This window comes from Burkholderia pulmonis, from assembly GCF_984667975.1.
Map to the genome: position 1 here is coordinate 119,613 of NZ_OZ480186.1, position 22,982 is coordinate 142,594.

19 protein-coding genes are annotated in these 22,982 nt (G+C 68.8%); 12 read left to right on the forward strand and 7 right to left on the reverse strand.

The genetic code is table 11. From position 1 onward, the window contains the following. Positions 1-42: 42 nt before the first annotated feature. Positions 43-1,182 (forward strand): branched-chain amino acid ABC transporter substrate-binding protein, encoded by a 1,140-nt coding sequence (locus tag AC5LXK_RS00535; RefSeq protein ID WP_493389886.1) that lies wholly within the window; start codon positions 43-45, stop codon positions 1,180-1,182. A gap of 124 nt (positions 1,183-1,306) precedes the next feature. Here AC5LXK_RS00535 and AC5LXK_RS00540 read toward each other — a convergent pair whose 3' ends face one another. Beyond that, complete coding sequence (locus tag AC5LXK_RS00540) at positions 1,307-2,815, reverse strand: class I adenylate-forming enzyme family protein (protein ID WP_493389887.1); 1,509 nt, start codon at positions 2,813-2,815, stop codon at positions 1,307-1,309. 35 nt (positions 2,816-2,850) lie between these two features. Next, the gene (locus AC5LXK_RS00545) at positions 2,851-4,503 is read right to left on the reverse strand and encodes an acyl-CoA dehydrogenase family protein (RefSeq protein WP_493389888.1); all 1,653 of its coding nucleotides are present in this window, start codon (positions 4,501-4,503) and stop codon (positions 2,851-2,853) included. Positions 4,504-4,623: 120 nt separating this feature from the next. Here AC5LXK_RS00545 and AC5LXK_RS00550 point away from each other — a divergent pair, with 120 nt between their 5' ends. From AC5LXK_RS00550 to AC5LXK_RS00565, 4 genes are all read left to right on the forward strand, one after another. Further along, complete coding sequence (locus tag AC5LXK_RS00550; RefSeq protein ID WP_493389889.1) at positions 4,624-5,292, forward strand: TetR/AcrR family transcriptional regulator; 669 nt, start codon at positions 4,624-4,626, stop codon at positions 5,290-5,292. A 209-nt stretch (positions 5,293-5,501) separates the two neighbouring features. Continuing rightward, a complete protein-coding gene (locus AC5LXK_RS00555) occupies positions 5,502-6,656 on the forward strand; it encodes a pyridoxal phosphate-dependent aminotransferase (RefSeq protein ID WP_493389890.1) in 1,155 nt (384 codons plus the stop codon). Positions 6,657-6,716: 60 nt separating this feature from the next. Further along, positions 6,717-7,505: an ABC transporter substrate-binding protein gene (locus AC5LXK_RS00560; protein WP_493389891.1), complete on the forward strand. Its 789-nt coding sequence runs from the start codon at positions 6,717-6,719 to the stop codon at positions 7,503-7,505. Positions 7,506-7,517: 12 nt separating this feature from the next. Then, complete coding sequence (locus AC5LXK_RS00565; protein ID WP_493389892.1) at positions 7,518-8,936, forward strand: FAD-binding oxidoreductase; 1,419 nt, start codon at positions 7,518-7,520, stop codon at positions 8,934-8,936. Between the two features lie 45 nt (positions 8,937-8,981). On the opposite strand, the gene AC5LXK_RS00570 is transcribed toward AC5LXK_RS00565, so the two are convergent. Then, entirely contained in the window at positions 8,982-9,554 is a 573-nt protein-coding gene (locus AC5LXK_RS00570) for a PadR family transcriptional regulator (protein WP_493389893.1), read from the reverse strand. Between the two features lie 68 nt (positions 9,555-9,622). Continuing rightward, on the reverse strand, positions 9,623-10,054 hold the full coding sequence (gene cadR / locus AC5LXK_RS00575) for a Cd(II)/Pb(II)-responsive transcriptional regulator (protein ID WP_493389894.1): 432 nt from the start codon (positions 10,052-10,054) through the stop codon (positions 9,623-9,625). A gap of 83 nt (positions 10,055-10,137) precedes the next feature. Between cadR and AC5LXK_RS00580 the strand changes: the two genes are divergently transcribed. Both AC5LXK_RS00580 and AC5LXK_RS00585 read left to right on the forward strand, forming a co-directional pair. Then, positions 10,138-12,798 (forward strand): heavy metal translocating P-type ATPase, encoded by a 2,661-nt coding sequence (locus AC5LXK_RS00580; RefSeq protein ID WP_493389895.1) that lies wholly within the window; start codon positions 10,138-10,140, stop codon positions 12,796-12,798. Between the two features lie 10 nt (positions 12,799-12,808). After that, positions 12,809-13,183 carry a zinc ribbon domain-containing protein gene (locus AC5LXK_RS00585; protein ID WP_493389896.1) on the forward strand — a complete coding sequence of 125 codons (375 nt, stop codon included), beginning with the start codon at positions 12,809-12,811 and terminating at the stop codon, positions 13,181-13,183. An 83-nt stretch (positions 13,184-13,266) separates the two neighbouring features. Here the strand turns inward: AC5LXK_RS00585 and AC5LXK_RS00590 are convergent, their stop codons facing one another. After that, positions 13,267-14,145, reverse strand: coding sequence for an AraC family transcriptional regulator (locus AC5LXK_RS00590; protein ID WP_493389897.1), 879 nt, complete (start codon positions 14,143-14,145; stop codon positions 13,267-13,269). Positions 14,146-14,420: 275 nt separating this feature from the next. Here AC5LXK_RS00590 and AC5LXK_RS00595 point away from each other — a divergent pair, with 275 nt between their 5' ends. From AC5LXK_RS00595 to eutC, 4 genes are all read left to right on the forward strand, one after another. Then, positions 14,421-15,884: a mechanosensitive ion channel gene (locus AC5LXK_RS00595; RefSeq protein WP_493389898.1), complete on the forward strand. Its 1,464-nt coding sequence runs from the start codon at positions 14,421-14,423 to the stop codon at positions 15,882-15,884. A gap of 185 nt (positions 15,885-16,069) precedes the next feature. Then, positions 16,070-17,482, forward strand: coding sequence for an ethanolamine permease (gene eat, locus AC5LXK_RS00600; RefSeq protein ID WP_493389899.1), 1,413 nt, complete (start codon positions 16,070-16,072; stop codon positions 17,480-17,482). Between the two features lie 106 nt (positions 17,483-17,588). Then, positions 17,589-18,986 carry an ethanolamine ammonia-lyase subunit EutB gene (locus AC5LXK_RS00605; protein ID WP_493389900.1) on the forward strand — a complete coding sequence of 466 codons (1,398 nt, stop codon included), beginning with the start codon at positions 17,589-17,591 and terminating at the stop codon, positions 18,984-18,986. Further along, on the forward strand, positions 18,983-19,774 hold the full coding sequence (eutC, locus tag AC5LXK_RS00610) for an ethanolamine ammonia-lyase subunit EutC (protein WP_493389901.1): 792 nt from the start codon (positions 18,983-18,985) through the stop codon (positions 19,772-19,774). The genes AC5LXK_RS00605 and eutC overlap by 4 nt, the downstream gene beginning before the upstream one ends. Here eutC and AC5LXK_RS00615 read toward each other — a convergent pair whose 3' ends face one another. Next, positions 19,775-20,659 carry a LysR family transcriptional regulator gene (locus AC5LXK_RS00615; protein WP_493389902.1) on the reverse strand — a complete coding sequence of 295 codons (885 nt, stop codon included), beginning with the start codon at positions 20,657-20,659 and terminating at the stop codon, positions 19,775-19,777. A 155-nt stretch (positions 20,660-20,814) separates the two neighbouring features. Between AC5LXK_RS00615 and AC5LXK_RS00620 the strand changes: the two genes are divergently transcribed. Next, positions 20,815-22,428, forward strand: coding sequence for an MFS transporter (locus AC5LXK_RS00620; protein ID WP_493389903.1), 1,614 nt, complete (start codon positions 20,815-20,817; stop codon positions 22,426-22,428). Between the two features lie 108 nt (positions 22,429-22,536). Here the strand turns inward: AC5LXK_RS00620 and AC5LXK_RS00625 are convergent, their stop codons facing one another. Beyond that, on the reverse strand, positions 22,537-22,965 hold the full coding sequence (locus tag AC5LXK_RS00625; RefSeq protein ID WP_493389904.1) for a pyridoxamine 5'-phosphate oxidase family protein: 429 nt from the start codon (positions 22,963-22,965) through the stop codon (positions 22,537-22,539). Positions 22,966-22,982 lie beyond the last annotated feature (17 nt).

Below are 22,982 nucleotides of genomic sequence, written 5' to 3' on the forward strand. Positions count from 1 at the left end.
ATCCCGAAGCCGCTCCATTTACCCTGGTACCAAGGAGATGCTATGCAACACACGATGAAAAAGGTGGCAGGCGCGACGTTCGTCGCTGTCATGTCGCTGGCGGGGACGGCCCATGCGGATGACGTGAAGATCGGTTACGCAGGGCCGATGACGGGCGCGCAGGCGCACTACGGCAAGGATATGCAGAACGGGATCGTGCTCGCGCTGGAAGATTTCAACGCGACGAACCCGAAGATCGGCGGCAAGGCCGTGAAGTTCGTGCTCGACACGCAGGACGACCAGGCTGACCCGCGCACGGGTACGACGGTCGCGCAGAAGCTGGTCGACGACGGCATCAAGGGCATGCTCGGCCACTTCAACTCGGGCACGACGATCCCGGCTTCGCGCATCTACGCGAACGCGGGCATTCCGGAAATCGCGATGGCGACGGCACCGGAATACACGCAGCAAGGTTACAAGACGACCTTCCGCATGATGACGTCCGACACGCAGCAGGGCTCGGTGGCCGGCACGTTCGCGTCGAAGGATCTCGGCCTGAAGAAGATCGCGATCGTCGATGACCGCACGGCATACGGCCAGGGTCTCGCCGACCAGTTCGAGAAGGCTGCGAAGGCCGGCGGCGCGACGATCGTCGACCGCGAATTCACGAACGACAAGGCCGTCGACTTCAAGGCGATCCTGACCAAGATCAAGTCGACGAAGCCGGACCTCGTCTACTACGGCGGCGCGGATTCGCAGGCAGCGCCGATGGTCAAGCAGATGAAGACGCTCGGCATCACCGCACCGCTGATGAGCGGCGAAATGGTGAAGACGCCGACGTTCCTGAAGATCGCGGGCCCCGCGGCCGAAGGCACGATCGCATCGCTGGCCGGCCTCCCGCTGGAAGAAATGCCGGGCGGCAAGGCGTACGCCGACAAGTACAAGAAGCGCTTCGGCGAAGAAGTGCAGACGTACTCGCCGTACGCGTACGACGGCGCGATGGCGATGCTGAACGCGATGAAGAAGGCCGATTCGACCGATCCGGCGAAGTACCTGCCGGTGCTGGCGAAGACCGACATGGCCGGCGTGACGTCGACGCACGTCGCGTATGACGCGAAGGGCGACCTGAAGAACGGCGGCATCACGATGTACAAGGTCGAGAAGGGCGAGTGGAAGCCGCTGAAGAGCATCGGCGGCAAGTAAGCAGCCTGTCGTGATGTCGTGACGCGCGGGCGGCGGCGAAGGTCGCTGCCCGGCCGATCGAGCATGTGAAAAAGCCACCGGGCCCGACGGCCCGGTGGCTTTTTTTTATCGGCGCGCGCGGTCGTCAGTCCCTGCGCACGCGCAGCAGGAATTTCTGCAGCTTGCCGGTCGGCGTGCGCGGCAGCGCCTGCGCGAACGTGAATTCGCGTGGAATCTTGTACGCGGCGAGCCGCTCGCCGCAGAACGCACGCAGCGCATCCGCGTCGGGCGCCGCGTTCGCGCGCAGCACGACGTGCGCGACGACCGTCTCGCCCCAGTCGGGATGCGGGACGCCGACGACGGCCGCCTCCGCAATGTCGGGGTGCGCGGCGAGCACGTCCTCCACTTCCTTCGAATAGACGTTCTCGCCGCCGGTGACGATCATGTCCTTCAGGCGGTCGACGATGAACAGATAGCCATCCTGATCGATCCGCGCGATGTCGCCGGTGCGATACCAGCCGTCCGGCGCGAACGCGGCGCGCGTCGCGGCCGCGTCGTCGAGATAGCCGAGCATCATGCAGTCGGTCTTCAGCCAGATCTCGCCGGTCTCGCCCGGCTGCGCGTCGATGCCGTCCATTCGCACGACGCGCAGGTCGACCCCCGGGCCGCCCTGGCGGCCGATCGAGCCGGCCTTCGCGATCTGCTCGTCCGGATACAGCGTCGTGCCGGCGGGGCCCGTTTCGGTCATCCCGTACACCTGGAAGAACGCGTGGCTGCGATACGCGTGCGCGAGCCGTTCGGCCTGCGCGACGCCGATCGGGCCGCCGCCGTACAGCCAGGCGCGCACGCTCGACAGGTCGAACGCCGCGAAGCCGTCGATCGTGTCGAGCGGCAGCGTGTACGACACCGGCGCGCCGAAATACATCGTCACGCGTTCGCGCTCGACGGCCTGCAGGAAGCGCAGCGGATGGTATTCGCGCAGCAGCACGACGGTGCCGCCCGCGTACAGCGTGCCGCCGAACCAGTTGTTCAGCGGCGACGAATGCCAGATCGGCATCGCCATCAGCGTGCGCTCGTTGCGGCCGATGCCGGTCGCGAGCGCGGCCTGCAGCGCCGCGAGCGTCACGGTGCGATGACTGTGCACGCAGCCTTTCGGGCGGCCGGTCGTGCCGGACGTGTAGAGGATCTGCGCGATGTCGCCGTCGGCCGGCTCGATGCCCGCGAGGCCATCCATCGTCGCGCACATCGTGTCGAAGTTCGGCACGCCGTCGAGTTCGCCCTCGGTCACGAGCCGCCGCGCGGGATGCACGATGCGCTCGATCACCGGCGCGAGCGCCACATCGAACAGCAGCGCCTTGCTGCGGCTGTGTTCGAGCACGTAATCGACCTCGGGCGCCTGCAGCTTGTGGTTGATCGGCACGAACGCCGCGCCGAGCCGCCATGCGCCGAACATCAGGTCGACGAAGGCCGGCGTGTTGAAGCACATCGCGGCGACGCGGTCGCCGGCCGCGACGCCGAGCGCGCTCAGCACGGCGGCCGCGCGGTGCGAGCGCTCGCGCGCGGCGGCATAGGTGATCGTCGCGGATTCGCTGACGAGGAACGGCTTGTCGGGCGTCGCACGGGCGGCGCGGTCGAGGGCGGCGACGAGGTTCATCGGGGCTCCGGGCGGGGCGAGTGGGGCGGTGCGGTTCAGGCCGGGTACGCGCGCTGCAGCAGCGCGGCGACGTCGATCGCGTGCGGATCGAAGCCGCCCGCGATACGGCCCCAGTCGGGCGCGGCAAGCCGTGTCGCGACGAACGCGTCGGCGACGGCCGCCGGCGCATCGCGACGCAGCAGGCACGCCTGCGCGACGAGCGCGAGCCGCTGCGCGATCACGCGGCCCGATGCTTCGAGCGTGTCGGCCGGTGCCGCGAGCATCGCGCGCAGCGTGTCGAGCGCCGCGCGGATACGCGGTTCGCCGGCGCCGAGATCGGCGAGTTCGTCGAACAGCGCGGCGGCCGCATCGGGCTCGCGCGATATCGCGCGCAGCACGTCGAGGCACATCACGTTGCCTGAACCTTCCCAGATCGAATTGACGGGCGCCTCGCGGAACAACCTTGCTATCGGGCCGTCGTCGACGTAGCCGTTGCCGCCGAACACTTCCATCACCTCGCCGGTCAACTCGACCGCGCGCTTGCAGACCCAGAATTTCGCGGCGGGCGTGACGATCCGCTTCCATGCGCGTTCGCACGGCGAGTCGTCGCGCTCGAACGCATCGGCGAGACGCATCGAGAGCGACAGCGCCGCTTCGCTTTCGAGCGCGAGATCGGCGAGCACGGTGCGCATCAGCGGCTGCTCGGCGAGTGCGCGGCCGAACGCGTGGCGCTGGCGCGTGTACGCGATCGCCTGCACGACGCCCTGGCGCAGCATCGCCGCGCTGCCGAGCACGCAGTTCAGCCGCGTGTAGGTGGCCATCTCGATGATGGTCGGAATGCCGCGGCCTTCGTCGCCGAGCATGATCCCCCACGCGTCGTTCAGCTCGATTTCGCTGCTCGAGTTGCTGCGGTTGCCGACCTTGTTCTTTAGCCGCTGGATCTCGACCGCGTTCTTCGTGCCGTCCGGCCGCCAGCGCGGCACGTAGAAGCACGACGGGCTGCCGGCTTCGGTGCGCGCGACGACGAGGTGCGCATCGCACATCGGCGCGGAGAAGAACCACTTGTGGCCGCGCAGCCGGTATTCGCCGCCGCGGCCGCCCGCGCCGACCGGCGTGGCGAGCGTCGTGTTCGCGCGCACGTCGGAGCCGCCCTGTTTCTCGGTCATCCCCATGCCGAACCAGATCGCGCGCTTGTCGGCAACCGGCACGTCGCGCGGATCGTAGTCGTCGCTGTAGAGCTTGTCGCGCAGCAGGTCCCACAGCGCCGGTTCCTTCTGCAGCACGGGGATCGCGGCCTGCGTCATCGTCGCCGGGCACAGCGTGCCGGCCTCGATCTGGCCGTGCAGGTAGAAGCCGGCGGCCGTCGCGGCCCAGCGGCCGCGGCGCGACTCGCGGAAGGCGAGCGACACGAAGCCTTCGTGACGGTACTGGCCGAGCAGCGTGTGCCATGCGGGATGGAAGTCGACGCGGTCGATGCGCCGGCCGCGCCGGTCGAACGCGTTCAGTTCCGGCGTATGGTGGTTTGCCGCGTCGGCGAGCCGCGCGGTGTCGGCGCTGCCGAGCCGCGCGCCGTACGCGTCGAGCCGCGGCACGGCCCAGTCGGCGCCTGCCCGGGCGAGCGCGTCGCGCAGCGCGAGATCCGTCGCGAAGAGGTTATAGTCGACGAGTTCGTCGAACTGGTTCGTGACGGCGTGAGTCGATTCGGTCATCGGGTTTGTCTCCGGTCTCATGCGTCGCGGGCAGCCGGCGTCATGCCGCACGGACGGCGCTTCGGCGCGGGTTCCGGCTCCCGGTAAAACGTATTCCCTGCTGAATTCAGAGTAGCAAATATGCCGCCGCGACATGTTCAGGTTCCGGCGCCGCCGGGCCAGCCGGCGGCGCAACCCGCGCCCGCCTTGCGCCGCCGGCCGCGCCAGTCGCGCGCGCAGGCGAGTTCCGACGCGTTGCAGCAGGCGTTCGTTCAGCTTTTGCTCGAGCGCGGCTATGCGAAGGCGACGATCCGCGAGATCGCGGCCGTCGCGGGCGTCAGCATCGGCACCTTCTACGAGTATTTCGGCGACAAGCAGAGCCTCGCGGCGCTCTGCATCCACCGCCGCGTGCAGGCGCTGGCCGACCGGCTGCGCGACCGGGTCGAGCGGCTGCGCGGCGCGCCACGGGCCGAACTGGCCGCCGCACTCGTCGACCTGCAGGTCGACGCGATCGCCGCCGACGCGGCGCTGTGGGGCGCGCTGTTCGTGCTGGAGCGGCAGGTATCGCCGCTCGCCGCCTATCGCCGGCACTACGACGCGTATGTCGCGCTGTGGCGCGACGCGCTGGCCGCTGCGGCCGATCCGCCGCCGGCCGCGCGGCTCGACGGGCTCGCGCGGATGGCCCACACGATCTGCTACGGCGGCCTGTCGCAGGCATTGCTGACGCTCGGACCCGCGCTCGATTTCGCCGCGCAGCGCCGCGAACTGCGCGCCGTGCTGCTCGCCTACCTGGCGGCGGCGGATGCGTAGCGTTCCCTAGGGGAAATGCCTGATTCGCATGTCGGGCGGCGCAGCAACCTTGCCGCTGTGTGCTTCCCGGTGCGAGCCATGAGAAAAATGCATGGACTCCATGACGAACTTTCGATTGTCCGCCGATATTGGCTGGGGCTAAATCATGCGGCAGATGCGGGGCCGCGCGCGGCGCGGGCCCGCCCCGAAGGACATCAGAAGGAGGAGTCATGCGAAGCGCCACCGCGCCCCGTTCGAAACTGCCCGACGTCGGGACGACGATCTTCACGGTGATCGGCCAACTGGCTGCTCAACACGATGCGTTGAACCTGTCGCAGGGCGCGCCGAATTTCGCGCCCGATCCGGCGCTCGTCGAAGGCGTCGCGCGTGCGATGCGCGACGGGCACAACCAGTACGCGCCGATGGCCGGCGTGATGGCGCTGCGCGAGCGGCTCGCCGAGAAGACCGAGGCGCTGTACGGCGCACGCTACGACCCGGCGACCGAGATCACGGTGATCGCGAGCGCGAGCGAAGGGCTCTATGCGGCGATCAGCGCGCTGGTGCATCCGGGCGACGAGGTGATCTATTTCGAGCCGTCGTTCGACAGCTATGCGCCGATCGTGCGGCTGCAGGGCGCGACGCCGGTCGCGATCAAGCTGTCACCCGAGCATTTCCGCGTGAACTGGGACGAGGTGGCCGCGGCCATCACGCCGCGCACGCGGATGATCATCGTCAACACGCCGCACAACCCGACCGCGACCGTGTTCTCCGCCGACGATCTCGAGCGGCTCGCGCAGCTCACGCGCGACACGGGCATCGTGGTGCTGTCCGACGAGGTCTACGAGCACGTCGTGTTCGACGGCGCGCAGCACCAGAGCGTGGCGCGGCATCGCGAGCTGGCCGAGCGCAGCGTGATCGTGTCGTCGTTCGGCAAGTCGTTCCACGTGACCGGCTGGCGGGTCGGCCACTGCATCGCGCCGGCCGAGCTGATGGACGAGATCCGCAAGGTGCACCAGTTCATGGTGTTCGCGGCCGACACGCCGATGCAGGTCGCGTTCGCGGAGATCCTCGCGCGGCCGGACAGCTATCTCGGCCTGTCGGCGTTCTACCAGGCCAAGCGCGACCTGCTCGCGCGCGAGCTGGCCGATTCGCGTTTCGAGCTGTTGCCGAGCGAAGGCTCGTTCTTCATGCTCGCGCGCTTCCGCCACTTCTCGGACGAAAGCGACAGCGACTTCGTGCTGCGCCTGATCCGCGACGCACGTGTCGCGACGATCCCGCTGTCGGCGTTCTATACCGACGGCACCGACGCCGGCGTGATCCGGCTCAGTTTTTCGAAGGACGACGCGACGCTGGTCGAAGGCGCGCGGCGGCTGCGTTCGCTGTAAGAAACCGGCGACGGGCACCCGGCGACGGGGCGTCGCATCGACCAGACACTGGAGATCACGATGAAGCACACGGCCACCCTGAAACTCGCGTTCGCACTCGCATGCGCGATCGGCTCCGGCGCGGCGCTCGCCGACGCGCAGACGCTGCGTTTCGGCCTTGAAGCGCAATACCCGCCGTTCGAATCGAAAGCGCCGAACGGCGACCTGCAGGGCTTCGACATCGACGTCGGCAATGCCGTCTGCCGGACGGCGAAGCTGTCGTGCAAATGGGTCGAGACGTCGTTCGACGGGCTGATTCCGGCGCTGAAGGGCCGCAAGTTCGACGCGATCAACTCGGCGATGAACGCGACCGAGCAGCGGCGCCAGGCGATCGACTTCACGACGATCATCTATCGCGTGCCGACCCAGCTGATCGCGCGCACCGGCAGCGGCCTGCTGCCGACGCCCGAATCGCTGAAGGGCAAGCGCGTCGGCGTGTTGCAGGCATCGATCCAGGAAACCTTCGCGAAGGCGCACTGGGAACCGGCCGGTGTCGCGATCGTCGCGTACCAGGACCAGAACCAGGCGTATGCGGATCTGGTATCGGGTCGTCTCGACGCGACGCTCGTGCTCGCGCCGTCCGGCCAGCGCGGCTTCCTGTCGCGCCCGGACGGCAAGGGCTTCTCGTTCGTCGGCCAGCCGGTGCACGACGACAAGATCCTCGGCAGCGGCATCGCGTTCGGCCTGCGCAAGGGCGACGACGCGCTGAAGGCGAAGCTCGATGCGGCGATCGACAAGCTGAAGGCGGACGGCACGGTGAAGTCGCTCGGCCTGAAGTACTTCGGCGATATCGACATTTCGGCGAAGTAAGCGGGCCGCGCGATGCAGAACCGGGATACGGTGGTCGCGGACGGTGCGCCGCTGTCGGGCGATGCCTTCGAAGCCGTGCTCGTGGCCGAGCTGGGCGACGCGCTCGTCACGCGCGCGGCCGACATCGATCCGCGTTACTTCACCGCGTACAACGAGCCGGCCGGCGTACGGCCGCGCGCGCTGGTGCGCCCGCGCAGCGTCGACGACGTGTCGCGCACGCTCGCGCTGTGCGCGCGGCTCGGCCAGCCGGTCGTGCCGCAAGGCGGGCTCACGGGGCTTGCGCGCGGCGCGGTCGCGCTTGGCGGTGAAGTCGTGCTGTCGATGGAACGCTGCACCGGCATCGAGGCGCTCGACGCGGCGGCCGGCACGATGACCGTGCGCGCCGGCACGCCGCTGCAGACGGTGCAGGAAGCCGCGGAAGCGGCGGGCTTCACGTTCGGCGTCGATCTCGGCGCGCGCGGTTCGTGCCAGATCGGCGGGATGCTCGCGACCAATGCGGGCGGCACGCGCGCGATCCGCTACGGGATGATGCGCGAACAGGTGCTCGGGCTCGAGGCGGTGCTCGCGGACGGCACGGTCGTGTCGTCGATGAACCGGATGCTGAAGAACAACGCAGGCTATGACCTGAAACAGCTGTTCATCGGCAGCGAGGGGACGCTCGGCGTCGTCACGCGTGCGGTGCTGCGGCTGCACCCGCTGCTCGCGGCGCCGGCGACCGCGCTGTGCCGCGTACGCGACTACGACGCGGTGGTCGCGCTGTGGAACCGCGTGCGCACGCTGCCGGAAGTCGTCAGCTTCGAGGCGATGTGGCCGGCGTTCTACGACTACGTCGCGCGTCATACGCCGGGTGTCTCGGCACCGTTCACCGGCGACGGCGGGTTCGTTGTACTGATCGAGTGCGCGACGAGCGCACCGGGCGGCGATGCGCATCAGGCGCTGGAAACGGGGTTGGCTGCGGGGTTCGACACAGGGCTCGTGGACGATGCGGTGCTCGCGACGTCGGAGCGGCAGGCGCGCGACCTGTGGACGTTGCGCGAAGGCCTTGCGATCGATGCGCTGCCGCATCTCGTCAACTTCGACGTGAGCTTGCCGACCGGTGAGCTCGGCGCGTTCGCCGAGCGCTGCGAAGCGGCATTGCGGGTGCACTGGCCGGAGGTCACGTGCCTGTTCTTCGGCCATGTCGGCGACGGCAACGTGCATATCGGCGTGTCGCTGGCCGGGATGACCGACGCGGATGCGGAGACGCTCGATCACGCCGTGTACGCGGTGGTGCGCGACATGGGCGGCTCGGTGTCGGCAGAGCACGGAATCGGCGTGCTCAAGCGTCCTTATCTCGCACACACGCGCAGCGATGCGGAAATCGGGCTGATGCGGTGCTTGAAGTCCGCGCTGGACCCGCGCGGCATCCTGAATCCCGGCAAGGTGCTTTGACGGCTTCGATTCCCGTGGTTCACGGGAATCGGGCTGCGTGACGCGTCAGCCGTCCACCCAGCGCAGCGCGCCGATCTTCAGGTGTTCGACAACGCTGCGTGCCCAGTCGAGCTCCGCATTGAGCAGCACCAGCGCATGTTCGTTCTGCAGCAGGAACAGGCGCGGCACCTGGTCGGCCTGTGCGGTGGCGCGCAGCGTTTCCAGCCGTTCGCGTTCGGCATCGAGCCGCGCAATCCGTAGCTCGAGCTGGTGGCGAGCATCTTCGGCGTCGAGCAGCGGCAGGAACGCGAGACCGGCACCGAACACCGGAAATTCACGCGCGGGTTCCGCGAGCAATGCATGCAGCCATGCCTGCCCTGCCGTGTGCCCGGCTTCGGTCAGCGCATACAGCGTGCGCTCCGGAAACGCGCCGTCGCGCTCGGTGTCGTGCACGGCGATCAGCCCGTCGCGCAGCAGCCGGTCGATCGCCTGGTAGAGGCTCGTGCGCTGCCGCACGTTGACGACTTCGTCGTATCCGCGGGCCTTCAGTTGCTGCAGCATCCCGTACGGATGCATCGGCGTTTCGGTGAGCGTCGCGAGGACGGCCAGCGCGAGCGGGGATGGACGGCTTGCGGACATAAATAGTTCGTTAATATCTAGTTTGTATATAACTAGTATTAACTAGACTATCATGTTCCGCAAGGGTTTCAGCCGAGGTGCGAGCGCTTCGCGGCCGGCGCGACGGTTTCCATCGTCACGAGGCCATGCACGATCCCGCAATCCTCGACCGAATGTTCGCCGACGCACTGGCGGCGCAATTCGGTGAGCTGGTCGCGCAGATGCGTGAGTTCCGCGAGGCGCGCATCGACGTGCCCGATGTGTTCGTCCAGCAGCGTGTTGATCGAATCGCAGGGATCGGCCGGCGTGTCGGTGAGCTGCAGCAGCGCGCGGATCTCGCCGTGCGCCATGTCGAGCGCGCGGCAGTTGCGGATGAAGCGCAGCCGTTCGACGTGCACGTCGGTGTAGTTGCGGTAGTTCGAGTCGGTGCGCTCCGCATCCGGCATCAGACCCTCTTTCTCATAGAAACGGATCGTCTCGGGCGTGCAGCGGGCCGCTTTGGCCAGTTCGCCGATCTTCATGACCTTTCTCCGGTGTAAGGGGTTGACCTTGTAGTGGCTTCAGGGTGTTAACTCTACACCGTCAAGCCACAAAGGAGGTTGTCATGACCGACGCCCAGCGTACCCACGACCCACGACACCGTCATGCCGGCGGCGCCGATACGTGCTGCGCCGACGCGCACGACACGCAGACGGCGACCGTTGCCGACGCGGCGCCGGCGGCCGGCGAGCGCGCGCACGGCGAGGCCGCATCGCGCGGCCACGACCACGACCATGACCACGATCACGCGCATTCTCACGGCGACGCGCATGTGCATGGCGCCGCGTGCTCGCACGACCATGCTGCGCACGGCAACGCGGGTCATGCCGGTCATGACCACGACCACGATCATTCGCACGGCGATGCGCACGTGCATGGTGCGGCGTGCTCGCACGACCACGCAGCGCACGACCACGGCGCGCATGACCATGCCGGTCACGACCACGACCACGACCACGACCACGACCACGACCACGACCACGACCACGACCACGACCACGACCACGACCACGCGGCCGGCGACTGCTGCGCGCCTGCCGCGCTGACGTTCGCCCCGCTGCCGGTTGCGCAGGCGACTGCGTCGGGCCACGTGCGCTCGGCGTTCCGGATCATGCAGATGGACTGCCCGACCGAGGAAACGCTGATCCGCAAGAAGCTCGGCGGGATGGGCGAAGTGTCGGCGCTCGAATTCAACCTGATGCAGCGGATGCTGACCGTCGATCACGTGCCCGGCGCGCAGCCGGCGATCGAAAGCGCGATCCGCTCGCTCGGGATGACGCCCGAGGCCGCGGCGGCCGGCGCACCGGCCGCGCGTGTCGCCGACGCGCCCGCGAAGCCGTGGTGGCCGCTGGCGCTCGCCGGCGTTGCCGCGATCGCGTCCGAAGGGGCGACCTGGGCCGGGTTGCCGGTGTGGCTGTCGGCAGTGCTCGCGCTGGTCGCGGTGCTCGCGTGCGGGCTCACCACGTACAAGAAGGGCTGGATCGCGATCCGCAACGGCAACCTGAACATCAACGCGCTGATGAGCATTGCGGTGACGGGCGCGATGGCGATCGGCCAGTGGCCGGAAGCCGCGATGGTGATGGTGCTGTTCACGATTGCCGAGCTGATCGAGGCGAAGTCGCTCGACCGCGCGCGCAATGCGATCCAGGGCCTGATGCAGCTCGCACCTGACACCGCGACGGTGCAGCAGGCCGACGGTTCATGGAGCACGATCGAGGCCGCACAGGTCGTGCTCGGCGCGGTTGTCCGCGTGAAGCCTGGCGAGCGGATCGGGCTGGACGGCGAAGTCGTCGCGGGCCGCTCGACGGTCAACCAGGCGCCGATCACCGGCGAGAGCCTGCCCGTCGAAAAGGCGACCGGCGATGCCGTGTACGCGGGCACGATCAACGAATCGGGTTCGTTCGAATACCGCGTGACGGCCGTCGCGGCGAACTCGACGCTCGCGCGGATCATCCACGCGGTCGAGGAAGCCCAGGGCGCGAAGGCACCGACGCAACGCTTCGTCGACCAGTTCGCACGCGTCTACACGCCGATCGTGTTCGCGGTCGCGCTGCTGGTCGCGGTGGTGCCGCCGCTCGTGATGGGCGGCGCGTGGCACGACTGGATCTACCGTGCGCTCGTGCTGCTCGTGATCGCGTGCCCGTGCGCACTGGTGATCTCGACGCCGGTGACGATCGTGTCGGGCCTCGCGGCTGCCGCGCGACGCGGGATTCTCGTGAAGGGCGGCGTGTATCTGGAGGAAGGGCGCAAGCTCGCATGGCTCGCGCTCGACAAGACCGGCACGATCACGCACGGCAAGCCGGTGCAGACCGACTTCGACGTGCATGCGGACGATGCCGATGCAACCCGCGTGCGGCATCTCGGCGCGAGCCTCGCGGCGCGCTCCGATCACCCGGTGTCGCAGGCGATCGCGGCCGCGGCGCGCGAGGCCGGCACGACGGCATTCGCCGACGTGCAGGACTTCGAAGCGATCGTCGGGCGCGGCGTGCGCGGCACGATCGACGGCACGCGCTACTGGCTCGGCAACCACCGGCTCGTCGAGGAGCTCGAGCGCTGCTCGACGGTACTCGAAGCGAAGCTCGACGCGCTGGAGCGGCAGGGCAAGAGCGTCGTGGTGCTGGTCGACGAAGCGCGCGTGCTCGGCATTTTCGCGGTGGCCGACACGATCAAGGACACGAGCCGTGAAGCGATCGCCGATCTGCATGCGCTCGGCATCCGCACCGCGATGCTGACGGGCGACAACCCGCACACCGCGCAGGCGATCGCGAAGCAGGCCGGTATCGACGACGCGCGCGGCAACCAGTTGCCGGAAGACAAGCTCGCGGCGGTCGAGGAGCTGTCGGCCGGCGGCGCGGGCGCGGTCGGGATGGTCGGCGACGGGATCAACGACGCCCCGGCGCTCGCGCGTGCGGACATCGGTTTCGCGATGGGCGCGATGGGCACCGATACCGCGATCGAGACGGCCGACGTCGCGCTGATGGACGACGACCTGCGCAAGATCCCGGCATTCGTGCGGCTGTCGCGCGCGACGCACCGCGTGCTGGTGCAGAACATCGGCTTCGCGCTCGGCGTGAAGGTCGTGTTCCTCGGCCTCACGGTCGCGGGGCTCGGCACGATGTGGATGGCGGTCTTCGCCGACGCGGGCGCGAGCCTGATCGTCGTGGCCAACGGCTTGCGGCTGCTGTCGTCCTCCGGGGCGTTCGGCGGCGCACAGGCCAAGCGTTGAGGAGCAGGCGATGAGCTTCCTGAAACGGATCCTGGGCGGCCACGGCGGTGGCCATGGCGGCGGGCATGGCAATAGCGGAAACGGTGGCCACGGTGGCGGGCACCACGGCGGGTCGCGCCGGGACGAGCACGGCGGCGGCCACGATGCGCGCGGCCGCGATCGCCACGGCTGGGGCTGGCAGGCGCCGGCCGATGCCGGCGGGCAAGGCGGCAACGTGCCGCTGAGCCAGCTCGCGTGCGCGGGCTGCGGCGCGCTCAATGCGGCCGATGCGCGGTTCTGCACGCAGTGCGGCGCGGCACAACGCGGCCGGGCCTGCAGCCGCTGCCACACGGCGCTGGCGGCCGACGTGCGTTTCTGTCCCGGGTGCGGGACGCAGGCCACCTGACGGCTCTGCCTGCGATTCGCGCCGGCCGCGCATGACTGCCGGCCGGCGCGTTTCGTTTCACGGCCGTGCCCTCGCCCCGTCGCTCAGCGCAGCGGCAGGTGAATCTCGGTGCGCAGGTCGGCCGGCGCCGCGTCCATCGGCGTGTTGAGGTACAGCTCGAACGGCGGCGCGTCGGCGGCTTCGCGGCCCGAGTGACGCAGCCAGTCGCCGTAGAGCCACTGGTAGGCCGTCTTCAGGTCCGCATACGGCCCCGTATGCAGCAGCACCGCGTATTCGCCGCCGGCCACCGTGGCGCGCTCCACCGGCGGCACGGGCGCGATGTCCGGCGCGCCGTCGGCCGGCATGAAGCACGCTTTCGCGCGCAACTGCGCTTCGGGCGTCGTGTCCGGATCGTCGTAAAAGATGCCGATCATCTTCGCGCCCGGGCCGATCAGCCCGTGCTGCCCGACCCACGCGCCGATCTGCCCGAACGCATCGCCGACCTTCAGGTACGCGCCGGTATGCGCCACCGCGTAACCGCGCAGTTCCGGCAGGCGCCGGATCTCGACCTCATGCTTGAACATGTCTTCCTCTCCTCTCTGTAGTGGATAAACCGGCCGGTGGGTGCCCGTGCGCCGGTGCTGCGCGGGCGGCACGCCATAGGTATCGCGAAACGCCCGCGCGAACGCGAGCGTCGAACCGTAGCCCGCGCGCCGTGCGATCTCGTCGATCGGCCGGGCCGAACACACGAGATCCTCGGACGCCCGCACGATCCGCATCCGCCGCACCGTCAGCACGATCGACTCGCCGTACAGCGCGCGGTAGACGCGCTGCCAGTGATACGGCGACAGGCACGCGACTTCGGCGAGCCGGTTCAGGTCGAGCGGGCCGTCGAGATGCGCGCGGATGTACTCGTGAACGCGCGCCACGCTCGCCGCATAACGGATCCACGCGGGTTTGTCGGGTTTCGTTTCGGCTGTCATCGACGCGTCCGGGCAAGAACCGACGCCACGGTAGCACGGCCCGAATGAACAAATCTTGCGGAAATGCGTAGCCGTCATTCATCCGTCCCTTTTTTATTTCAACGAAATGGGGTCTTGTCCCCCTGCGATCAATGACTAAAGTTAAAGACGGTGAAATCGGGTGATCGCGTCATTTTTCTCGGGTAAGTTGCTCGGGCGGGGCAGCACGCTTTTCGAAGTACGCAGGTAGTTCGTCGATGTTCAATCGCAACACCACGTTTTCGGGAGAAGAAGAAATGGATGCTTCCAGCTTCATCACGTCGCTGCAGAGCACGCTAGGCGGGTACCTGCCAAAGATCGCCGGCGCGATCGGCATCCTGGTGATCGGCTGGCTGATCGCGGTCGTGGTGCGGGCCGGCGCGCTGCGCCTGCTCAGGGCGCTGAAGGTCGATCAGCGGATCACCGACAGCACCGGCCAGGGTGCGTGCGTCGAGCGCATCGTCGCCGGCGGGCTGTTCTGGCTCGTGCTGCTCGTCACCGCGGTGGGCATCTTCAACGTGCTCAACCTGTACGCGGTCTCCAATCCGTTCTCGCTGCTCGTCACGCACATCGTCAACTACTTGCCGAACCTGATCGGCGGCGCGGCGTTGACGCTGATCGCGTGGCTGATCGCGTCGCTGCTGCGCAGCCTCGCGAACCGCGCGCTGAAGGCCAGCAAGATCGACGACAAGCTGTCCGAAGGCGCCGGCATGCAGCCGATGAGCGGCTATCTCGGCGACGTGCTGTTCTGGCTCGTGATCCTGATGTTCCTGCCGGCGATCCTCGCGTCGTTCGCGCTGTCGGGCCTGCTGTCGCCCGTGCAGGGGATGGTCGACAAGCTGCTCGCGATCGTGCCGAACCTGTTCGCGGCCGCGGTGATCGGCTTCGTCGGCTGGGTTGTCGCGCGCGTGCTGCGCGGCCTCGTGACGAACCTGCTGGTCGCCGCCGGCGCCGACCGCCTCACGCAGGGCCTCGACAGCCCGACGCCCGTGCGCGTGTCGAGCCTGATCGGCACGATCGTCTACGTGTTCGTGTTCGTGCCGACGCTGATCTCCGCGCTCGACGCGCTGAAGATCGACGCGATCTCGATTCCCGCGACCAACATGCTGAACCAGTTCCTCGGCGCGGTGCCGGACATCGTCGCGGCGATCGTGATCGTGCTCGTCACGTTCTACTTCGCGCGCTTCGTCGCATCGCTCGCGCAGAAGCTGCTGGAAGCCGCCGGCGTGGACGGGCTGCCGGCCGTGCTCGGCGTCGAGCGCGTGTTCTCGGGGATCCTGCAGCCGTCGGTGCTGGTCGCACGGCTGATCGTGTTCTTCGCGATGCTGTTCGCGTCGGTCGAAGCCGCGAACCGCCTCGGTTTCTCGCAGGTGCGCGACGTCGTCACGCTGTTCATCGAGTTCGGCGGCCACGTGCTGACGGGCGGCGTGATCCTCGTGATCGGCGTGTGGCTCGCGGGCCTCGCGCGCCGCGTGATCGAGCAGGCCGACCGCGAGCACAGCGTGCTGTTCGCGCGCATCGCGCAATTCGCGATCCTCGGCCTCGTGTTCGCGATGGGGCTGCGCGCGATGGGCATCGCGAACGAAATCGTCCAGCTCGCGTTCGGCCTCGTGCTCGGCGCGATCGCGGTGGCCGTGGCGCTGTCGTTCGGCCTCGGCGGCCGGGAAGCGGCCGGCAAGCTGCTCGAGCGCTGGTTCAACCAGCGCGGCGGCGGCCAGTGAGCAAGGGCGATCCGGCCTGCCGCGTGCGGCCGGATCGCTGCCGCAACGAACGCGGCCGGCGTTTCCGCAAGCGAAACGTCAGCCGCGATCTTTGCCGAATTTCGATAACACGTCGTTTAATGACTCTCTAGCATCGATTCTCAGTCGCGCTGGCCGGCAGGCCGGGCGCCTTTGAGGAGAGTCCGATGAAAGCAGAGTCGAATGGCCGGCCCGCCGCCGGCGCCAAGTCGTCCGGCCAGCCCGCGCTGCAGCAGACGCTCGGGACCTGGCAACTGTGGGGCATCGCGGTCGGCCTCGTGATTTCCGGCGAATACTTCGGCTGGAGTTACGGCTGGGCGAGCGCCGGTACGCTGGGCTTCGTCGTCACCGCGCTGTTCGTCGCGGCGATGTACACGACCTTCATCTTCAGTTTCACCGAGCTGACGACGTCGATCCCGCATGCGGGCGGCCCGTTCGCGTATGCGCGCCGCGCCTTCGGCCCGACCGGCGGCTATCTCGCCGGCGCCGCGACGCTCGTCGAGTTCGTGTTCGCGCCGCCCGCGATCGCGCTTGCGATCGGCGCGTACCTGCACGTGCAGTTCCCCGGGCTCGAACCGAAAAACGCGGCAATGGGCGCATATCTCGTGTTCATGGCGCTGAACATCGTCGGCGTGCAGATCGCGGCGACCTTCGAGCTCGTCGTCACGCTGCTCGCGATCTTCGAGCTGCTGGTGTTCATGGGCGTCGTGTCGCCGGGCTTCGCGTGGAGCAACTTCATGAAGGGCGGCTGGTCGGGCGCCGATCATTTCAGCGTGGGCGCGTTCCACGGGATGTTCGCGGCGATCCCGTTCGCGATCTGGTTCTTCCTCGCGATCGAAGGCGTCGCGATGGCCGCCGAGGAAGCGAAGAACCCGAAGCGCTCGATTCCGATCGCGTACGTGGCCGGGATCCTGACCCTCGTTGCGCTCGCGATCGGCGTGATGGTGTTCGCCGGCGGGGCAGGCGACTGGACCAAGCTCGCGAACATCAACGACCCGCTGCCGCAGGCGATGAAGTACATCGTCGGCGCGAACAGCGGCTGGATGCACATGCTCGTGTGGCTCGGGCTGTTCGGGCTCGTCGCGTCGTTCCACGGAATCATCCTCGGTTATTCGCGCCAGATCTTCGCGCTGGCCCGCGAAGGCTACCTGCCCGAGTGGCTCGCGAAGGTGCACCCGCGCTTCAGGACGCCTTACCGCGCGATCCTCGCGGGCGGCGTGGTCGGCATCGCGGCGATCTACAGCGACGAGCTGATCCAGTTCGGCGGGCAGACGCTCACCGCGAATATCGTGACGATGTCGGTATTCGGTGCGATCGTGATGTATATCGTGAGCATGGCGTCGCTGTTCAAGCTGCGCCGCTCGCAGCCGAACATGGCACGGCCGTTCCGCGCGCCGCTGTACCCGATCTTCCCGGCATTCGCGATCCTGGCGGCGTTCATCTGTCTCGGGACGATGATCTACTTCAACGGGCTGGTCGCGCTGGTGTTCGTCGGTTTCCTCGCGCTCGGCTACGCGTACTTCCTGGCAACGCGTTCGCAGCGTGCGAGCGCACCGGGGGACGCGCTGCTGGAGGAGTGAGCGGCCGAAGGAGAAAGTGGCAGGCCGTTTCTGACGGCATCCGGCGCGCCCCGTCGAACGGGCGCGCCGTCGGCTTTTGGCAAGGATGGGCAAGGAGGCTCGCACGATGTCCTATACGGAGACGATCGGTCCGCGCACGTACCGCTTCGCGGACCTGAAAACGCTGCTCGCGAAGGCGAGCCCGCTGCGTTCCGGCGACCAGCTCGCCGGCGTCGCGGCGGCGAGCGAGGAGGAGCGCGTCGCCGCGAAGATCGCGCTCGCGGGCGTGCCGCTGAAGGCGTTCCTGAACGAAGCGGTGATCCCGTATGAAGACGACGAGGTCACGCGCCTCATCATCGACGATCACGACGCGCAGGCGTTCGCGGAAATCTCGCACCTCACCGTCGGCGATTTCCGCAACTGGCTGCTGTCGCCCGCGGCCGACGGCGCGGCGCTCGAACGGATCGCGCCGGGCCTCACGCCCGAGATGGTCGCGGCCGTGTCGAAGCTGATGCGCAACCAGGACCTGATCGCGGCTGCGCGCAAGCGCCGCGTCGTCACGCGCTTTCGCAACACGGTCGGGCTCGCGGGCCGGATGTCGGTGCGGCTGCAGCCGAACCATCCGACCGACGACGTGAAAGGCATCGCCGCGTCGATGCTCGACGGGCTGATGTACGGCTGCGGCGACGCGATGATCGGCATCAACCCGGCCACCGACAGCCTCGCGGCGATCGTGAAGCTGCTCGCGATGATCGACGGGTTCCGCGAACGCTACGGCGTGCCGACGCAGTCGTGCGTGCTCACGCACGTGACCAACACGATCGCGGCGATCGAGAAGGGCGCGCCGGTCGACCTGGTGTTCCAGTCGATCGCGGGCACCGAGAAGGCGAACGCGAGCTTCGGGATTTCTCTCGCGCTGCTCGGCGAAGCGCACGAGGCCGCGTTGTCGCTGCAGCGCGGCACCGTCGGCAACAACCTGATGTACTTCGAGACGGGCCAGGGCAGCGCGCTGTCGGCGAACGCGCACTTCAGCGTCGACCAGCAGACCTGCGAGGTGCGCGCGTATGCGGTCGCGCGCAAGTTCGATCCGTTCCTCGTCAATACGGTGGTCGGCTTCATCGGGCCGGAATACCTGTACGACGGCAAGCAGATCATCCGCGCGGGGCTCGAGGATCACTTCTGCGGGAAGCTGCTCGGCGTGCCGATGGGCTGCGACATCTGCTACACGAATCACGCGGAAGCCGACCAGGACGACATGGACACGCTGCTGACGCTGCTGGGGGCGGCCGGCATCAACTTCATCATGGGGATTCCGGGCGCGGACGACGTGATGCTGAACTACCAGAGCACGTCGTTTCACGACCAGCTCTACGTGCGCGAGGTGCTCGGGCTGCGCCGCGCGCCGGAATTCGAGGAGTGGCTGGAGACGATGGAGATCGCCGACGCGCACGGCGCGCTGCGCGCGGCGACGTCGCGCGTGCCGCTGCTCGCGGGCGCGAACGACTGGATGGGGATTTCGGGATGAGCGACGCCGTCGAGAAGAACCCGTGGGCGCAGCTGAAGTCGTTCACGAACGCGCGGATCGCGCTCGGCCGCGCGGGCAACAGCCTGCCGACCGCGCCGCTGCTCGCGTTCAACCTGTCGCACGCGCAGGCGCGCGACGCGGTGCACCAGCCGCTCGATACGGATGCGCTGCGCCGCGAGCTCGACGCGGCCGGCTTCGCGACGCTCGGCGTGCAGAGCGCGGCGCCCGATCGCCAGCATTACCTGCGCCGGCCCGATCTCGGCCGCAAGCTGTCGGATGAAGGGCGTGCGCTGCTGGCCAGTCACGGTGAGGCGCTTGCCGATGCACCCGATGTCGTGTTCGTGGTCGGCGACGGACTGTCGGCGTTCGCCGCTGCGAAGCAGGCATTGCCGCTGTTGCAGGCCGTGCGGCCGCGGCTCGACGCGGACGGCTGGCGGATCGGCCCGGTGGTGGTCGCGACGCAGGCGCGCGTCGCGCTCGGCGACGAGATCGGCGAGCTGCTGCGTGCGAAGGTCGTCGCGATGCTGATCGGCGAACGGCCGGGGCTCAGCTCGCCGGACAGCCTCGGCGTGTACCTGACGTGGGCGCCGAAGGTCGGCTGCCACGATGCGCTGCGCAACTGCATCTCGAACGTGCGGCCCGAAGGGCTGCCGCACGCGGCCGCCGCGCACAAGCTGCACTACCTGATGACGCACGCGCGCCGGCTCGGGCTGACGGGCGTCGGGCTGAAGGACGACAGCGATGCGCTGTTGCCGCCGGCCGAAGCCGAGCGGATCGGGGCCGCGTGATTACCTGAACAGCCGCTCGCACAGGAAATCGACGAACACGCGCAGCTTCGGCGACAGCTGCCGGCTCGACGGCCACACGATCGAGAACTGCCCCGGCGCGATCCGGTAGTCGTCGAGCACGGTGACGAGCGCGCCGTGTTCGAGCGCGTCGCGCGCGAGGAAGTCGGGCATGTAGCCGATGCCGAGCCCTGAGAGCACGGTGCCGCGCAGCGCTTCCATGTTGTTGCAGGTCATCGCGGTGCGCAGCTTCAGCGGCGTGCCGTCGTCGGCCGCGAGCGCCCAGTCCTGCAGCTTGCCGGTGGTCGGGAAGCAGTAGCGCACGCAGTCGTGCGCTTCGAGATCGTGCGGCGTCCGCGGCGTGCCGGCCTGCGCGAGATACGCGGGCGTCGCGCACAGCACGAACGCGAACGGGCCCAGCCGCCGCGACATCAGGCTCGAATCCGACAGCGGGCCGCTGCGGATCACCGCATCGAAACCGCCTTCGACGACGTCGACCATCCGGTCGTTGAAATCGAGATCGAGCTCGACGTCCGGGTAGCGCTGCCGGAATTCGGGCAGCACGGGCAGCAGGAAACGGTAGCCGATCACCGGCAGGCTCACGCGCAGCTTGCCGCGCGGGCGCTGCGCGGACGCCGTCACGGTCGCCTCCGCATCGCGGAAATCCTCGAGGATCTGCTGGCAGCGCTCGTAGAAGTGCCGCCCCTCTTCGGTCAGCGTGACGCGCCGCGTCGTGCGGTTGAACAGCCGCACGCCGAGCGACTGTTCGAGCTTCGCGATCGTCTTGCCGACCGCCGATGCCGAGATGCCGAGCGTGCGGCCCGCCGCGACGAAGCTCAGCGCTTCGGCGGTGCGGACGAACGCGACGATGCCGGTGAGGTTTTCCATCGAATCGAAGGGCGTGCAGCGATGCACGTGGCTGACGTGATTGCGGAATTTTAGTCCGTTATATGTGGAACTTCGCGTGGTTTTTCGCGGATTGAATCGGATTTATCTTCTGTCGCTCTGACGGCGCATCCGCGCCGGCTTTTCGAGGAGCGATGATGGATCACCCTGTATCAGCCGTTTCGGCCCGGTCGGCACGCCGGCGCGCATGGGTGCTGGCCGCCGTCTGCATGGCCGCCGTCGCGCTGCCGCTGTCGTTTTCCGGCGGCGCGGTCGCGACGCCGGCGATCGGCCGCGACCTGCATGGCAGCCCGGTCGCGATGAACTGGATCACGAACGCGTTCATGCTCGCGTTCGGCAGCTTCCTGATGGCGTCGGGCGCGCTGGCCGACCAGTTCGGCCGCAAGCGCCTGTTCGCGATCGGCGTCGGCGGCTTCACGCTGATGTCGGTCGCGCTCGCGTTCGCGCCGTCGATCCTCGCGGTCGACCTGTTGCGTGCCGCACAAGGGCTCGCGGCGGCCGCGGCGCTCGCCGGCGGCACGGCCGCGCTCGCGCAGGAGTTCGACGGCGCGGCGCGCACGCGTGCATTCAGCCTGCTCGGCACGACCTTTGGCATCGGGCTCGCGTTCGGGCCGGTGCTCGCCGGCGGCCTGATCGGGCACTACGGCTGGCGTGCGATCTTCGTGACGAGCGCGGTGGCCGGCGTGCTGTCGCTCGTCATCGGGCTGCCGCGCATGCACGAGTCGCGCGACCCGCACGCGACGGGGCTCGACTGGCCCGGCACGGCCGCGTTCACCGCCGCGCTGACGCTGTTCACGTTCGGCGTGATCGAAGCGCCCGCGCGCGGCTGGTCGAGTGCGCTCGTGATCGTGCTGCTGGCCGGCGCGGCGCTCGGCGCGGGCGCGTTCGTGATGATCGAGACACGTGTCGCGCGGCCGATGCTCGACCTGTCGCTGTTCCGCATCGCGCGCTTCGTCGGCGTGCAGGTGCTGCCGATCTCCACCTGTTGCTGCTACATCGTGCTGCTCGTCGTGTTGCCGCTGCGCTTCATCGGCATCGACGGCTTCAGCGAGATCGACGCCGGCTGGCTGATGCTCGCGATCTCCGCGCCGATGCTGGTCGTGCCGCTCGTCGCGGCGACGCTCACGCGCCGGCTGTCGGCCGGCATGATCTCGGGGCTCGGGCTTCTCGTCGCGGCGGCCGGGCTCGTGTGGCTCGGCATCGCGCTGCGCGGCGGCGCGGGGCCGGCGGCGATCGCGCCGATGCTTGCGATCGGCGTCGGTGCCGGCATGCCGTGGGGGCTGATGGACGGGCTGTCGGTGAGCGTCGTGCCGAAGGAGCGCGCGGGAATGGCGACGGGCATTTTCAGCACGACGCGGGTGGCCGGCGAGGGGATCGCGCTCGCGATCGCCGGCGCGGTGCTGGCCGCGCTCGCGCAGACCGGGCTCGCGCAGGCGGCCGGCGCTGCCGCCACGCCGGACGCGACGCTGCGCGCGGCCGCGCGGCTCGCGACCGGCGATCTCGCGGGGGCGGCCGCCGCGTTGCCGGGTGTCGGGCATGCAGCGTTGGTCGCGAGCTACACGCATGCGTTCGACCGGCTGCTGACCGGGCTGGCCGTCGTCACGGTGCTGTGCGCGGCGGTGGTGTTCGTGTTTCTCGGCGGGCGTCCGGCTGCCGCAGAAGCGGGCAGCGAACCGGACGGGCACGCGCATGCCGATGCGCGGGCGCGCCGCCGGATCGAGCCGGCTTGTGCGGAGACGCACGGGCGTTGAGCGTGGCGTCGTCGCGTTGTCGCGTCATCGCGCGCGGGCGCGTCGGTCATCGCGGCCGGTGCGCCCGCGTTCCACGTAGTTCGCCGTTATCGAATCACGCGTGATGCATCACGCCAGCACGAGCGGAGGCAGCGCCGCATCCGCCCGCACCTGCGCCCGTTCCACGTCGATCACCAGATAGCGCAACGCATCGGGCCACACGTGTGCGCGGCGTGACGCATCCTCGTCGAGCGTCGCGCGGCCCTGCACGAGCCACGTCGTCTGGCGCACGAAATCGACGAACAGCAGGGCGATGGACGGATTCACGAGCAGGTTGCCGATCGTGTTGAACAGGTTGTTGCCCGCGAAGTCGGGCAGCACCAGCGTGCGGCGGTCGGGGATCTCGACGAGCGGCTCGAACGAGCCGTCGGCGCGCGGCTGGCGGCCGCGGTACGAGCAATCGCCGTTGCCGGCGGCGTCGGCCGTCGCGACGATCAGGAAGGCCTGCTCGCGGATGAACGCGATGGCGTCGTCGGTCAGTGGGCCGCGATCGTTCATGGTGTCGGTCGGCGCAA